This window comes from Fibrobacter sp. UWB11 (assembly GCF_900143015.1).
GTDB lineage: Bacteria > Fibrobacterota > Fibrobacteria > Fibrobacterales > Fibrobacteraceae > Fibrobacter.
The window spans coordinates 13,246-28,038 of the sequence record NZ_FSRT01000001.1 but is presented as its reverse complement, the minus strand read 5'-3'; the positions used below and the strand labels follow the sequence as shown (position 1 = coordinate 28,038).

Here is a 14,793-nt window from a genome sequence, read left to right as displayed (position 1 = left end):
TTGCAGATTATTGTCTTTGCTTAGACAAGTATTCATTCAAGGCTTTATTGCAAGACCCATAGCTGGTATAACGCAATGAGCTAACTTGATTTGCTGGATTTTTAGTTCCTTCGAGCACGACTCTGTAATCCCCATAAAGTTCTATGCACTCGTATGCAACAGGAGTCTTTTTGCCATTTAAGTAATTATCCAAATCGCGATTGCAGGATTTATAGTTTGAGTAGCGTTTCGAGCTAACTTGATTTGCCGGATTTTTAGTTCCCGCAAGCACGACTCTAAAATCTCCATAAAGTTCTATGCACTCGTATTCAACGGGAGTCTTTTTGCCATTTAAGTAATTATCCAAATCGCGATTGCAGGATTTATAGTTTGAATAACGTTTTGAACTAACTTGATTTGCCGGATTTTTAGTTCCCGCAAGCACAACTCTAAAATCCCCGTAAAGTTCTATGCACTCATATTCAACGGGAGTCTTTTTACCATTTAGGTAATTATCCAAATCGCGATTGCAGGATTTATAGCTTGAGTAGCGTTTTGAGCTAACTTGATTTGCTGGATTTTTAGTTCCTTCGAGCACGACTCTGTAATCCCCATAAAGTTCTATGCACTCGTATGCGATAGGAGTCTTTTTACCATTTAGGTAATTTTCCAAATCACGATTGCAGGATTTATAGCTTGAATAACGTTTTGTACTGACTTGATTCGCTGTATTTTTAGTCCCTTCAATTACAACTCTATAATCTCCATAAAGCTCTATGCACTCATAATCCGTTGCATAAAGACAAGCAGATAAAAGGAGATACACTGAAAGAAATTTCTTTAGCATAAAGGGCCTTTATGACATTCAAGATTTAATCTTTGTCCCAATGGGGAAAACCAGCCGGGTCAACATAATCGCAGTCAATGACTTTATCTTGAGGATTCAAGTCTAAAGTTTGCTTTTTGACTTTCTTGACTTTGCATGGAACGTTATATTTTTCCATGAGCTTTTCCAAGTCTTTATCCATATATACCTTGTATGGAACGATGATAATAAATCTGCTCTTTCGGTTGCCCTTCAATCGCTATATCATAGTAACTGTGCGGTGTCATATATTTTTCAGTCAACGTGACAAAACAAGGGTGTTGCGTTGCAAAGACAAAAATTCCGCTTTCCTGCAACAGTTCATAAACAGCCATAAGAAGTGGTTCAATATCCGTAATATCCATAATTGCCATATTAGAAACTGCTTTCGTAAAGGCTCGATTTCTTTTTAATTCTAATATACTTTTTCTATCGGTCGCATCCGCCACACAAAATTCAATTTGTTTTGCATATTGTGATTGCCGTCTTTTAGCCAATTCTATCATTTTTTTGCTGTAATCAAAAGCGACAACCGAAGGGCGTGTCCGCACAGGGACATCTTGAAATTGAAGGTACTACACCAGCCGATTGAGGGATGAAACGAAAAATCCGAGGCAGAGAGATATTCTCTTCCTCGGATTTTTTTATTTCAATAGACTCTCCGCCTCGAACTTGGTATATTGTGTTGCTGAGAAATGCGGTGCCATACACCACACATGGTTCGGAAAGTATGCTGTGAAAAAATTGCATCTTTTTTAATGCTGTCAGCGGTCTTTCCCTCTTTTCTCTTGTACGCATTGTATCGTCAGAGGCGTGGTTCAGAGCTTCCTTGTAACCCAGAGAGCAACGACCTGTATGTTTGGCTTCAGGAAGCCGCCCGCATCGACGAAGAAGAATATTCCTTCCATGGCATCCATACTGTCGATTTTCCAGTTCCCGGAGGGCCTGTAATTACAATAATTCTTCCTCGCTCCATTTTCGCCCTTCCTTCAACTTCGTGCTCTGTTCACCTTTTCACAACGATTCAATAGGCAAATTATGCTGCTTCAGAAAAGACAGCTTATCCCAATATCCTCTCTGAAACAGAATTTTACCATTCACAACATGGAAGAAGCCGCATCCCCGCAGTCCCAGAGGGTCCTTCCATTCTAAAATCGCCCACTGTCCATCTTCAAAGATATTCTCTACAATGGCAGTCATATCGGCAGTGGCAAATTCTGCTGTAAACATTTCACGGATTGCATCTATCCCAATCACGGGATCATTGGTCACCTGATGATTGGTTGCGTTATCATGGTACAAGCTCATAATTGCCTCTACATCATGGTTGTTAAAGGCATCTACCCATTTACATACTATTTCTTTTGGCCGTAACATAAATATTTCCTCCATATATCGTTAGCTGCTGTTTTCAAGATACACGATTCATGTAACATCACAATTCCCGCCGTTTCCACTGATCCAGGGCAGCTGCGACACAAATACCTGCCACAACGATCGTTAAGACGAGATAGGGAAGGTGGAAACCGTGCAGTGCTACCTCGTACACATCAAAATAACGCAATGGGGTCAGGTAGTCCAGGAAATGATTTCCTGTGTACTCGGCAGTAAAGGCCAACCCATAGGCAGCCAGCATGGAAATTGTTCCTGTCCGCACCGCAGCCTTATAGGATCGAAGCACACTGGAAAACAGCAGACCCAGGGCAAAAAAGAGAGTCTGGGTAAAGAACATTCCCATCGTTGTGGAAAGCACCGCTCCCGGCTGATCCAGACCGCCCAAAGGAAGAACGATCGTGAAATAATTACACACGCCGCTGAACAGGGCGAACACCAGCAGGTTCACTGCCGAAACGATCACCTTCGCCAGAACAATGGTTTTCCGCTTCACAGGCTTTGTGAACAGGTATTCCGATGTTCCGAATTTCTTTTCCCTTGCCACACAGGACAGTCCCAAAGACATGGCATAAGGAAACGCCAGCAGTCCCTCCCAGAAATAGATGCACACATACCAGCCGGTGGATGTCGTCAAGTCGCCTTTGACTCCGAACATGATCATGATCAGTCTCGGAAATTGGCTGACCATCGCTGCCATTTCATCCAGACTGTCCCGTAGGGACAGAAGCTCAAAATAGCAGAAACCGCACAGAAGCAGCATGATTCCCAGCCAGATCAGCAAAAGTCTTCTGGTTTGGCGGAATTCATTTTTAATCAATGTTTTCATGTTCACACCTCCTTAGCTGCGGAACTGAATGTCTTTTTTCAGAAAGACACCGTAAGAAAGCACCAAAAACAAGGCAAACAGCAGCACGCACCACCCAAGATACCGGAGGTCATAGAAGCCGGCTTTGGAGATCTCGGCGGCTCCGAAGAACGAGTAGGGAGACAGAAAACTGATAGCCCGGTTACTGACGATGTTGGAGAAGCTGGTAATGCAATACTCAACGAACACAACCAAACCGGCAGTCAGCAGCGGACTGCGGTTGCGGGAAAACAAAACTCCCACCATCAGCCCCATTGCAGCGAAGAACAGCGTCACAAGGGTCAGGGACAGGGCAATCAGGAAAAACTCTCCCCAAGGAGTTCCGGAACGGAATGTTGCCATGGCGAAAAGGGAAGCCAGCAGATACGCCGCACCCACGATCGCCACGCCGACAAACACCGTCCATGCCTTTGCCCAATAAATTGCTTTCCGGGGAAAGGGCTTTGTAAACAGGTATTCCGAGGTTCCTTCCGTACATTCTCTGGTGTGAATGGAAATGCCGAAGTGCATCCCGAAAACGCCGGAGGCAATCATGAAAAAGCTGGTCAGGAACCCGTAAATACCCAGCGGAGAGGTCAGGTATTCCATCGATACGCCGACGCTCCTGTAAAAGTCCGTGGTGCCCATGGTTTCAAAGAGTTCCACGGAGGCCGCATCCAGAAAGCTGTAATAAGTCGGTGTCATGAAAAAGATGCACGCAGCCAAGGCGATGGCCCAGCCCAGGATATAGGTTCGATGCCTTCTCAGTTCATATTTCAAAATGACCATGCCTGACACCTCCTTACGCATAGTAGTGCAGGAAGATCTCCTCCAAAGAGGGTTCTTCCAAAAGCACATCGTCCAAATGCAGCAGGTGAAGCTTGTCAATGATCGCCGTGATATTGCCGTTATACACAAAGGAAACAGAGGTCTTGTCAGGACTCTCGGTGTAGTTGGCAATGCCGGGCAGGCCCCAGAACTCACGGGGGATGGCCGTTTCAGCGGTAAGGCTGACCTTTTTATAGCCGCTTTCCCGCAGCTCTCGGATGGACTGAATGCCCACGAGCTTGCCCTCTTTTAAGATCGCCACCCGGTCACACAGCTTCTGCACCTCACTGAGGACATGGGAGGAGAAGAAAATGGTGGTTCCCCGGCTGTTCTCCTCCTTCAGAATATCGTAGAAAGCCTGCTGGATCAACGGGTCTAAGCCGCTGGTGGGTTCGTCCATGATCAGCAGCTTGGGCGAGGTCATGACGGCAGACACGATCCCCACCTTCTTCTTGTTGCCCAGAGACAGGTCTGCGATTTTCCGGGTCAGATCCAGATTGAGGCGCTCGGAGAGCTCATACATTTTCGTTTCGCAATTCATGCCGTACAGGTCTGCGCTGTATTGCAGCAGTTCCCGCACCTTCATGTTTTCATAATAGCTGTTTTCGCTGGGAAGATAGCCCACATCTCTGGCAATGACACTGGCCTTGGTCTGGCAGTCCAGGCCGAAAATAGATGCGCTGCCGCCGCTGGGATGGATCAGGCCCATCAGGGTGCGGATGGTGGTGGATTTTCCCGCACCGTTTGGGCCAATGAAGCCGAAAAACTCGCCCTGGTCAACAGAGAAGCTAAGTCCGTCAATTCCCCGATGTTTCCCATAGTGCTTGGTCAGCTTTTCCAAAACAATGATTGGCTCGCTCATTTCAGATACTCCTCCTTATAAAAATTTTTCCGCAGAATTGCGATGTTCTTCTCAAAATCATCCATGACGGTCTCAAAGTCAAAAGCATTTGCCCCACGGTACCGGGCCGCATATCCCTCGCCCATCAGAAGCAGCATCTGAAATACCGGCCGGGCATCCTCCGGGTTTTTGAATTTCAAAGCGTCCTCCTCCCGAAGAACCATATCGTTTCTGAAGCTGCAGGCTTCCTCTGTCAGAATCACCAGCGCATCGGCTACTTCGGGAGAAGTTTCTTCCCAGACGCTGGTAATAAACTGCAGGGTGAAGGGCTGATTTTGGAAGCTCTCCATTTCCATGCGGCTGGATGCCAGGATCCTGTCGAACAAATCCGTTTTGGAATCCAGATGTGCTTTTTCAAATATTTCTTCAATGACCTTTTTACAGTATTCCAGCAGATAAATATAGAGCTGTTTTTTGCTTCCGAAATACTGAAACATGGATGCCTTGGAGATATGAGCAGCCACTGCAATATCATTGACGGATGCTTTTTCATAACCAAATTTTCCGAAGCACTGAAGTGCTGCGTTCAGGATCGTCATTTTCTTTTCTTCCGTCAGCGCCAAAAATTTTTCCACTTTGATCCCTGCCTTTCAACGAAATAACCGAATCGGTTATTTATAATATAACACCAATAACCGATTCGGTCAACCCTAAAGATAAACAAAAAGAGGGTGAGTTTTCCAACTCATCCTCTTTCGTGGAGCCTCCCGGACTTGAACCGGGAACCAACGGGTTTACGTTTGTGATGCTTTCGCACCTCCGTGGACTATGTCTTCGCCATGCCCTTGCGGGTTTAGACGTGGGAGGCTTGTGCGGTCATTAAGCAGGCTCTACTGCTCCGCTAGTCTCTACACCTTCCAGGAGTGTACCCCTGGCTCGGCTCGGCGTTGCCGTGCAGCGTTGCCGCTGGTTAGGTTTCACCGATTTCTTCCCATTCGCATCCAACTCTTTCAAGCTGGTGCCACAATTTTTATGAGTCCGACGCTCTAACCGATTGAGCTAAGGCTCCGAGCGCAAAGATAGTAAAAATCGGATTTTTTCAAGTGAACAAATCATATTTTGTGCAAAAAAGAGACCGAAGGCGGCTCCTACTGCCGCCTAAGACTAGAGATACATCGCTTTCACTTGAGCCTTGATTTTTTCATCGGCATCGGACTTCGACAGGTAGTCGCGTATCAGGTCGGGATAATCGTAGGGCGCCCATTTGGAAATGTAGGCTGCAACCATGCGGAAGAAATCCGTCTTGACCTGCTTCTCGACGGTCTGCGCGTATTCCTCACAGACGAACCGTTCCGCCATCCAAAATTTCCCAGCGTTTCCATTCCCAGCTTCAAAGGGACATTCCTTCTCGCCCTTGTAAAAGCTGCACAGAGTTCTGTAATTCATTGTTTGCCTCGCTTTAAAAATAGCTTTTGCACTATTGCTGCAAGCTGTTCTTGAGCATGTTCACCACGCCATCTATCCAGGAACGGTTCACCTCGTAGCCCGACGCACAGCGCGTCAGATAGCCGCGTACCTTCTTCTCCACGTCCGCGATTCCGTCGAACACGTCGAAGCAGTAATCTCCATCGGCATCTAGCGGCGAGCCGCGCCCGGAAATTCTGTCCTGGATGCTGCAAGCGTAATAGACTTTCGGATAGTCGAGGGCGCATTTCAGCTCCACATAGCGCCTGTAGCCCTCTCCCTGCCTGAATGTCTGCACATTCTCCACATAGACTCCGCAATCGTTCTTACGGGCGCAAAGCCATGATTTACACCATGGCCTTGCGTTGTTCGCTTCGCTTGCGGAATCCAGGATGGAAAAGAAATCCAGCTGTCCTTCCGCCATCGTCACCCCTCCAGCAGCCGAACTTTGTCGCGTTCAGGTTGGACGGCCAAGCCTCCCCAGCTTCCATGCACTTGACCAGCGTCGTCAATAAAATCAACGACTCCGACCTTTCCCGTGTACTGGGGTTCGCCTACCATTTCGAGAATTTCAATCTTGTCTCCGATTTTCAAATTCATGTTCAGCCCTCCTAGCAATATTCGACCTGCGTCAGCATCGGGTAGCCTTTCGGAAACAGCTTGGTACAAAGGTTTTCCACATGTTCGGAAACGTAATATACATCTTCGTCGCTCAATGTGGTAGTCTCTCCGTCCTTATTTTTTACGACCAGGAGATTGCCGACAAACATAGGCGAACCGAGATTGTCGATGGCACTGATTTTCGCAGGCTCCTTGAAAAGACCTTCATCGTCGCAGATAATGTCGAAGACCTTCTTGCCGATTTTCCGTTCCTGAATGTCAATCACGGTACACTGCAATTCGCGGTAATAGTCCGCGAGCTTGTTTTCAATTTCGACCGCCTTATGGGTCTCGTTGATAACGTCGATGAGGTATGCTTTTATCTTCATTGTTTTTTTCCTTTAGGTTAGAGTCCACTTGTTTTGAATTGCATCGTAAACAACAGCGAAGCCAAGCCTCAAGGCGACTTCCTTGAGCGCGAGCAGCTTCGCAGCTGCGGTGTCGGCCTGCGCCAGCGTGTACCTTTCCATGGTTCCGTTGACGCTTTTCTCAGCCATCTTTTGAAGTTCGTCGGATTTCTGATTGAACTCGTTCATCATCCGTTCAAGCTGTTCTTTCACATTCGCCCTTTCCATCGCTATGCCTCCGCGCTTTCATCTTCGGGTTCTTCTTCAATCGCTTTTTCGATTTCTTCTTCCAGTTCCTCCATCGCCTTTTCAATGCCCTCGTCAAGCAGGTAGCAGCGAATCGTCACGTCCGCCCATTCAGCGCCTTTCTCGATGGCGTTGCACTCGCAGCAGAACTCGGTCATGGCCTCGCCAAGCAAGTCCCAGTTTCCCGCGATGTTTTGTTCAGCGTCATAGCTGGAGAACGTATAGGAACCCGAAGCGTTGCCAGTAACAGAATCGTCAACCCAAAACGCATCGCGGAATTTTTCTTTCAGCGTTTCCTTGGACATTCCCTTCACGTCGTGATACCCAAGGTATTCCTTGATGGCCGTCACGCAGTCGTCCTTGATGTTTTCATGGTAGTCGTAGCTCATGGTTTTACCTCTCAAAAAAAGAGAGGCTCGCCGTTTGGCGAGCCTCGATGGATTGAATCGAAAGTCGTTTTTTCCCGTCTGGAATCATCAAATTTCTAGTCAACATTATGGTCATTTTTAAACAGTTTTAGTGCTCTTTTGTTCACTACTTAATATACCTAATTTAGTTAGGTTTGTCAATGGCCGTAAAAAAAAATTTTTGACGGTCTTTACCCCCTGGTTCAACCTGTTAATTTTTTGTAAATTTTTGACGTCTGGGGATGAGCAAAAAGCTCAAAACCAGGTCACAAAAAGTGGGCTTTTTAAGGCAAAAACAGGGTTTTAAATTGTGAGCTTTTTGTGAGACGTTAATCGAAAACCCAGTATCTACGCGGGACAGGGCAGAGCAGCGGACTCATAACCCGTTGGTTCCCGGTTCAAGTCCGGGAGGCCCCACTAATAGCGCTATCTTAAAAAGATAGTGCTATTTTTTTGTCAAAAAATATCTTATTTTTATGGCAATGCTTAGCAGGGGAGTACCATGAAAAAGCAAGGATTTTCCCTTATTGAACTGATGGTTACAATCGTAATCATGGGCACCATCGCCGCGGTCGCCGTTCCAAAACTGTTCGGTTTTATGGCAAAATCAAAAGCCTCCGAAATCACCGTGGCCGCAGGGACTTACATCAAAATGCAAGAAGCCTACATCCATGAACGCACTCAAGGCGGGACCTGGTTCAACATCGGTTACAAATCCCCCGCGGGCAACTCCACCGGCAAGGCGAGCACCACGAATTTCGAATACGATGCAGACCAAACCGTGCATAACTGGACCGCAGCAGCAAACGTTCCATTGAACGACTGCGAAAAAGGCAAAAAGTGGTTCGTCAACTATAAATTGAACCCGCCACACGACATGAAATACTGGGCATCCACAGACGATGCAACCAACTGTCTCGCCTCCTTGATTCCGAGTTTCCGCAGATTGAGCACAACGGAAACACCAATCACAAAAGCCGGTGAATAAAAGCAAATAGCCTTTCGCACCGTAACGCGAAAACAGCATTTCGCATTTTTTTTTGAGAAATTATGCATTTCTCATGTAAATAATTATAAATATAGAGTTATGAAAATTCCATTTAATCAGCCACCATTTGTTGGCCCAGAAATTGAATATGTCCGTAAAGCCGTCGAAAGCGGCCGAATTTGCGGTGACGGGCAATTCAACCAGAAATGCCATGCTTGGCTAGAACAGAAAACTGGAGCCGCACGAGCACTGCTTACCACAAGTTGCACACACGCACTCGAAATGTCGGCACTTTTGTGCGGGATTCAGCCCGGCGACGAAGTCATTATGCCCTCGTTCACATTCGTCTCCACGGCAGATGCATTCGCCATGCGTGGCGCCAAATGCGTATTCGTAGACATCCGCCCTGACACGATGAACATCGACGAAAAGAAAATCGAAGACGCGATTACCGAAAAGACCCGCGCCATTGTTCCCGTGCATTACGCCGGTGTCGCCTGCGAAATGGATACAATCAACGCCATCGCCCGCCGCCACAATTTATTCGTCATCGAAGATGCCGCACAAGGCATGATGTCTACATACAAAGGACGTTCACTCGGAGCGCTCGGTGACTTTGGCTGCTACAGCTATCACGAGACCAAGAACTACAGCATGGGAGAAGGCGGAGCCATTCTCATTACCGATAAAAAATACGCCGACCATGCCGAAATCATCCGCGAGAAGGGCACGAACCGCGTGCAGTTCCACCGTGGCGAAGTCGACAAGTACACATGGGTAGAACTCGGTTCCAGCTATTTGCCTAGCGAACTGAACGCCGCCTACCTTTACGCGGAACTCGAAAACGCACAAAAGATTTACGACAACCGCATGGCAAGCTGGAACGCCTACCGTGAACGTTTGCAACCGCTCGAAGACGCAGGCGATTTGCAGCTGCCGTACATTCCGGCAGAATGCACGCACAACGCGCACATGTTCTACCTGAAGGTCGCAGACCTCAAAACACGCACCGCACTCATCGCGCACTTAGTCAAGAATGGAATCCTTGCTGTATTCCACTACGTGCCGCTGCATAACGCCCCAGCAGGCAAACGCTTTGGACGATTCCATGGCGAAGACATTTACACCACTAAAGAAAGCGACCGCCTTTTGCGCCTCCCCATGTTCTATGGTCTAAAACCCGAAGATCTCGAATTTGTATGCAGCAAGGTCAAGGAATTTTTCGGGAAGTAAAAAGAACACACACGTCATTACAAGCGAAATAAAATGGAGCAAAGCAATCAACAAAAGAAACTTTTGCTGTTAGGTGGCAGCCATGCCGAAATTCCGCTAATTAAAGCAGCTCAGGAACTCGGTTGGTATGTGATAACTACAGGCAACAACCGCGAAGGACTTGGCCACCCCCATGCCGACAAGACGGTATTTGAAGATTTTAGCAATAAAGAAGCTATGCTCGAACTCGCGCGGTCCGAAGGGGTACAAGCAGTTTGTTCTGGATGCAATGATTTTGCGTTACTTTCTACAGTCTACGTTTGCGAAAAGCTAGGATTACCAGGCCACGACAGTTACGCGACAAGCCTTGAAATTCACCACAAGGACAAATACCGCGCCTTGGCAACACGCCTTGGCATCCCGACGCCGCGCACAGTTGTTATCCGAAATACCGCCGAATTCGAAGCGGCCATTACAGGCAACAACGCCCTCTCCTTCCCCATCATCGTGAAGCCGGTCGATCTCACAGGAGGCAAAGGCATCCACCGCGCATGCACGCCCGAAGAAGCGTATGAAGCCTACCGCGACGCCACAAGCCGCACTCGGCAAGACCACATCGTGGTCGAAGAATTTGTCGAAGGCACAAACCACGGATTTTCCGCCATGCTCGTAAAAGGCAAAGTTGCATTCGCATTTGCCGACAACGAACAATACTATATCAACAAGTACATGGTCTCGGGCGCAAACTCGCCAAGCACATCTAACGGCGAAACTCTCGCAAAACTCCGCGATTACAGCGAGCGCATCGCCCGCGAACTCAACCTCGTCGATGGTATTTTGCACATACAGTACATCGAACAAGCTGACGGCACGCCTGTCATCATTGAAATTTGTCGCCGCTCGCCTGGCGACCTTTACATCAAATTCGTAAAGTACTCGACAGGTGTCGACTACCCGAAATTCATCGTGATGGCCGAAACCGGCATGGACATTTCCAGCATCGTTGATGTTCCGACACAAGGCTTTTGGCTACGCCACTGCATCATGGCAGATTGCCAAGCCGGCGACAGCTCGAAATGCGGAGCAACCATTAAAGGAATAGTTCGCGACGTCACTTTTGCACCAGAAATCCAAGGGAACATCATCGAAAAATTCTTGTGGTACAAGCCCGGCGAAATCATCACAGACAAGCTTACATACAAAGCAGGTATTGTATTCTTCAAGTTCAATTCGCTAGCCGAAATGCAAGACAAAACAGCAAGAATGGTCGAACTAGCGAAAATCATAGTAGAATAAAGGAGATTCCGGGTCAAGCCCGGAATGACAACTAAAAACACCATGGCGGACCACATCCGCCATCTAATCAAAAAGAAATATCCTATATTCCATAATATGAAGAAGGAACCTTACCAAATTGCATTTATCGGGGGCGGCATAAATTCCGCCATTGGCGAAGTCCACAAGGCAGCAAGCCAAATGGACGGACATTTTGAACTTGTTGCAGGTGCTTTCAGCACCCACACAGAAACAAACCAGCAGACGGCTAAAACTTGGGGAGTAGCCCCCGAGCGCACCTATGCAAATTACCGCGATTTGCTCAATGCCGAAAAAGGCAAACTCGATGCTGTCGTGGTCCTCGCCCCAACCGATTTGCACAAAGACATTGTCATCGACGCCCTCAAGGCAGGCTTCCCTGTCATTTGCGAAAAATCGCTTGCAACTAGCGTTGCCGAAGGCGAAGAAATCGCCAAAGCAGTTGCCGAAACCAAAGGTTTCTTCTGCACTACATACAACTACACCGGTTACCCGATGGTGCGCGAACTCAAGCAATTCATCGCCGATGGTAAACTCGGAAAAATCCAGCAAGTGCAAGTCGAAATGCCGCAAGAAGGCTTTATGCGCCTGGGTGCCAACAACGAGCCCCCCAAACCGCAAAGTTGGCGACTCAAAGACACCGTGATCCCGAAAATTTCCCTAGACCTCGGGAGTCACCTGCACAACATGATTTACTTTTTAACCGGCGAACGCCCCGAACACATCGTCGCCGACCAAGCCACATTTGGACTTTTCCCGCAAATTGTAGATAACGTTGGAGCACTGGCGCAGTACACGAACAACGTCCGCGCCCAAATTTGGTTCAGCAAAACCGCACTCGGCAACCGTAACGGCCTCCGCATCCGCGTTTACGGCAGCGAAGGCAGCGCCGAATGGTTCCAACTGGAACCCGAAACGCTCAAGACATGTGACCTCCGCGGAAACGTAAGCCTCCGCGACCGCACCGGTGATGTAAAAATTGCAAACCAACAGCGCTACAACCGATTCAAGGCAGGCCACCCCGCCGGATTCATCGAAGCATTCGCGAACTACTACAAAGACATCGCCGATTGCCTCGGGCAATATTTCGCCAAAGGCAGCTTTACAAGCCAGTACGTATGCGGCATCCGCACATCGCTCGAAGGCCTCGCCATGATGCAAGCCGCCGCAAAGTCAGCCCAAAGCAACAAGTGGGAATCCGTTCAACAAAGGTTCTAGATGAAACTCTCTTTTGTAATCCCCTGTTACCGTAGCGAAAATACGATTGAAACAGTCGTTAAAGAAATCTATGACACCGTGGCAACCCGCCCCGGCACCAACTACGAAATTGTTCTCGTAAACGATTGCAGCCCAGACAACGTTTGGAGCGTTATCGAACGCCTTGCCGCAGCCGATTCGCGCATTAAAGGAATCTGCCTCGCCAAGAATTTCGGGCAGCACTCCGCCCTCATGGCAGGCTACGCCCAGGCAACAGGCGATTACATCATCAGCCTCGACGACGACGGCCAAACACCCGCCAGCGAATCCTTCAAACTTGTAGACAAGCTAGAAGAAGGCTATGACGTCGTTTACGGTTACTACAAGCACGCCAAACAACATTTATTCCGCCGCTTCGGAACATGGGTCAACAAGAAAATGGCCGAAGCAATCATCGGGCAGCCCAAAACACTGCGCACCACAAGCTTTTTCATCATGCGCAAGTTCATCGTCGATGAAATCGTGCGCTACCCCCACCCGTTTGCCTACATCAGCGGCCTTGTATTCCGCGCAACCAAAAATCTAGGCAACGTCGAAGTCCAGCACCGCCGCCGCCTCGAAGGTGAATCCGGCTACACCATCGCAGGACTTCTCGGACTTTGGATTAACGGCTTCACCGCATTCTCCGTAAAGCCGCTTCGCGCCGCAACCTTCATCGGTTTATTCTGCGCAATCCTCGGCTTTGCTGCAGGCCTCTTTGTCATCTACAAGAAACTGATGTTCCCTGCAGTACCCCTCGGCTACACCAGCATGCTCGCCACCATCCTCTTCATAGGCGGCATGATTATGCTATTGCTCGGACTCATCGGTGAATATGTAGGCCGCATCTACATCAGCATCAACCAGTCGCCGCAATACGTTGTACGCAAGCGGACGTTCTAGGGACAACTTTATCAGAAACGCAGTCATCAAGATTCGCAGCATTCAAAAACTGCGAGTCCCCAAGACTACATTCTACACCTCGAAACCCGCCTCCATCATGCACTTCTGCGCGAAGCAGTTGGCCTCATCCTCTTTTTCAGGGTGGTGGTGCGTAATTTCGATATTTTGCAAACAGATTCCCTTCTTGCCATGGTAAAGCACATGCGCAAGTTCATGGAAAAACGTGAACCACATCGTTTCACGCTTTTTAAAGCGGTCATGCAACTGGATTAGCGGAACATCCTTGTACCAACGATACATGCCGTGAATCGGCGAGCTCTTGAAATTCTGCACAAACAGCACGCGAATACCAATCTTGCGGCAAAGCTCCTGCAAACCCGTCATGCAATCGTCAACCACTTCCGCCTCAGGCGTCCAATAAGTGATTCGCTTTTCGCGCTTTGGCAATTTCTTATTTGCAGCCGCAAACGCAATAATTTCGGGAAGCGCCGCCTTAAGTTTTTTACGAACCGCAGGTTGCCCCAGCTTTTCCATCGGATCTTGGTCCGAAAGAATCTCGCCACGGCGAATCCACGCCGAAGTCGCATACGGATCCTTGACCTCCGCAAGCGAAATACGGAACGCCACCTTCAACTGAGCTTTCTTATAGTAGCCATCCCAAGCCTTCGGGGATGCCACCGCAAAGAATTTCAAAAGCGGCATTAAAGATTTATCATCCGCTTTATCAGTACCCTTGCGGACCCAATTGCGAACATCAAGCTCCTCCGGAAACGACTTTTTCCAAAGGGACTGATCCATAAGCGAGGCCTTAATTTTCTCACGCGAAAGAAATTCGTCGTAAGCCATCTGACTACGCAACCAAAACCCAGCAGGTATTTCCGTAACCATTTCAAGAGAAAGGGCCGATTCGGGCGTGATTCGGCAATTTCCCTGCAAAATGTCATTCACCGCCTTGGGCGTGTAGCCCATGCGTGCTGCCAAATCATTGGCATCAAGGCCCATTTCTTCAATTTTTTCAGCAAGATGCCGCCCAGGCGGCGTCACTACAGCTAATTCATCACATCTATAAACCTGCATAAATACTCCTACTCATGATAATCTACAATTTCTAGAATAGAAACAGTTTGTTCAACAATCAATCCGATAACATTTCCGTCACTATTCATAACCGGTTTGAAAATAAGACGATACGGATGGTCCAAATCACAAGCCCATTGACCTGCACAGCGAGCCAATTCCCTATCTGCGTACACAACTTGCATTT

Annotated in this window: 19 protein-coding genes, 1 tRNA gene and 1 pseudogene; 6 read left to right on the top strand and 15 right to left on the bottom strand. The window is 48.2% G+C overall.

The genetic code is table 11. The features are described 5' to 3' along the window. Positions 1-7: 7 nt before the first annotated feature. From BUQ91_RS00150 to BUQ91_RS00090, 14 genes and pseudogenes are all read right to left on the bottom strand, one after another. Complete coding sequence (locus tag BUQ91_RS00150) at positions 8-826, bottom strand: hypothetical protein (RefSeq protein ID WP_073053485.1); 819 nt, start codon at positions 824-826, stop codon at positions 8-10. A gap of 25 nt (positions 827-851) precedes the next feature. Further along, positions 852-1,007 carry a hypothetical protein gene (locus tag BUQ91_RS15615; protein ID WP_170861496.1) on the bottom strand — a complete coding sequence of 52 codons (156 nt, stop codon included), beginning with the start codon at positions 1,005-1,007 and terminating at the stop codon, positions 852-854. Beyond that, positions 1,006-1,380, bottom strand: a pseudogene (locus BUQ91_RS00145) (class I SAM-dependent methyltransferase); the annotation flags it as partial. The gene BUQ91_RS15615 and the pseudogene BUQ91_RS00145, both read right to left, overlap by 2 nt. 478 nt (positions 1,381-1,858) lie before the next feature. Beyond that, complete coding sequence (locus tag BUQ91_RS00140) at positions 1,859-2,221, bottom strand: nuclear transport factor 2 family protein (RefSeq protein WP_072831146.1); 363 nt, start codon at positions 2,219-2,221, stop codon at positions 1,859-1,861. Between the two features lie 58 nt (positions 2,222-2,279). Next, positions 2,280-3,065, bottom strand: a complete 786-nt coding sequence (locus BUQ91_RS00135) for an ABC transporter permease subunit (protein ID WP_026667057.1) — start codon at positions 3,063-3,065, stop codon at positions 2,280-2,282. A gap of 12 nt (positions 3,066-3,077) precedes the next feature. Further along, positions 3,078-3,872 carry an ABC transporter permease subunit gene (locus BUQ91_RS00130; RefSeq protein WP_035769273.1) on the bottom strand — a complete coding sequence of 265 codons (795 nt, stop codon included), beginning with the start codon at positions 3,870-3,872 and terminating at the stop codon, positions 3,078-3,080. A gap of 13 nt (positions 3,873-3,885) precedes the next feature. Then, a complete protein-coding gene (locus tag BUQ91_RS00125) occupies positions 3,886-4,773 on the bottom strand; it encodes an ABC transporter ATP-binding protein (RefSeq protein WP_073053486.1) in 888 nt (295 codons plus the stop codon). After that, a complete protein-coding gene (locus BUQ91_RS00120) occupies positions 4,770-5,387 on the bottom strand; it encodes a TetR/AcrR family transcriptional regulator (RefSeq protein WP_073053488.1) in 618 nt (205 codons plus the stop codon). The genes BUQ91_RS00125 and BUQ91_RS00120 overlap by 4 nt, the downstream gene beginning before the upstream one ends. Positions 5,388-5,916: 529 nt before the next feature. Further along, positions 5,917-6,198 carry a hypothetical protein gene (locus BUQ91_RS00115; RefSeq protein ID WP_073053489.1) on the bottom strand — a complete coding sequence of 94 codons (282 nt, stop codon included), beginning with the start codon at positions 6,196-6,198 and terminating at the stop codon, positions 5,917-5,919. 31 nt (positions 6,199-6,229) lie between these two features. Beyond that, on the bottom strand, positions 6,230-6,640 hold the full coding sequence (locus tag BUQ91_RS00110; protein WP_073053491.1) for a hypothetical protein: 411 nt from the start codon (positions 6,638-6,640) through the stop codon (positions 6,230-6,232). 2 nt (positions 6,641-6,642) lie between these two features. After that, positions 6,643-6,816, bottom strand: a complete 174-nt coding sequence (locus BUQ91_RS00105; protein ID WP_083532161.1) for a DUF4314 domain-containing protein — start codon at positions 6,814-6,816, stop codon at positions 6,643-6,645. 11 nt (positions 6,817-6,827) lie between these two features. Then, on the bottom strand, positions 6,828-7,205 hold the full coding sequence (locus tag BUQ91_RS00100; protein ID WP_073053492.1) for a DUF3846 domain-containing protein: 378 nt from the start codon (positions 7,203-7,205) through the stop codon (positions 6,828-6,830). A gap of 12 nt (positions 7,206-7,217) precedes the next feature. Further along, complete coding sequence (locus BUQ91_RS00095) at positions 7,218-7,436, bottom strand: hypothetical protein (protein ID WP_139299652.1); 219 nt, start codon at positions 7,434-7,436, stop codon at positions 7,218-7,220. 17 nt (positions 7,437-7,453) lie between these two features. Continuing rightward, on the bottom strand, positions 7,454-7,858 hold the full coding sequence (locus BUQ91_RS00090; RefSeq protein WP_073053496.1) for a hypothetical protein: 405 nt from the start codon (positions 7,856-7,858) through the stop codon (positions 7,454-7,456). A gap of 372 nt (positions 7,859-8,230) precedes the next feature. Between BUQ91_RS00090 and BUQ91_RS15610 the strand changes: the two genes are divergently transcribed. The 6 genes from BUQ91_RS15610 (at position 8,231) to BUQ91_RS00065 (ending at position 13,529) form a co-directional block, all read left to right on the top strand. Further along, a tRNA-Met gene (locus BUQ91_RS15610) sits at positions 8,231-8,293 on the top strand. A gap of 85 nt (positions 8,294-8,378) precedes the next feature. Continuing rightward, positions 8,379-8,864, top strand: coding sequence for a type IV pilin protein (locus BUQ91_RS00085; RefSeq protein ID WP_074207693.1), 486 nt, complete (start codon positions 8,379-8,381; stop codon positions 8,862-8,864). Between the two features lie 99 nt (positions 8,865-8,963). Next, on the top strand, positions 8,964-10,097 hold the full coding sequence (gene rffA, locus BUQ91_RS00080) for a dTDP-4-amino-4,6-dideoxygalactose transaminase (protein WP_074207692.1): 1,134 nt from the start codon (positions 8,964-8,966) through the stop codon (positions 10,095-10,097). Positions 10,098-10,130: 33 nt separating this feature from the next. Beyond that, on the top strand, positions 10,131-11,372 hold the full coding sequence (locus BUQ91_RS00075; protein WP_074207691.1) for an ATP-grasp domain-containing protein: 1,242 nt from the start codon (positions 10,131-10,133) through the stop codon (positions 11,370-11,372). Between the two features lie 96 nt (positions 11,373-11,468). Next, positions 11,469-12,608, top strand: a complete 1,140-nt coding sequence (locus tag BUQ91_RS00070) for a Gfo/Idh/MocA family protein (protein ID WP_139299651.1) — start codon at positions 11,469-11,471, stop codon at positions 12,606-12,608. Then, positions 12,609-13,529 (top strand): glycosyltransferase family 2 protein, encoded by a 921-nt coding sequence (locus BUQ91_RS00065; protein WP_074207690.1) that lies wholly within the window; start codon positions 12,609-12,611, stop codon positions 13,527-13,529. 72 nt (positions 13,530-13,601) lie between these two features. Here the strand turns inward: BUQ91_RS00065 and BUQ91_RS00060 are convergent, their stop codons facing one another. After that, a complete protein-coding gene (locus tag BUQ91_RS00060; RefSeq protein WP_074207689.1) occupies positions 13,602-14,606 on the bottom strand; it encodes a HigA family addiction module antitoxin in 1,005 nt (334 codons plus the stop codon). Between the last annotated feature and the right edge of the window lie 187 nt (positions 14,607-14,793).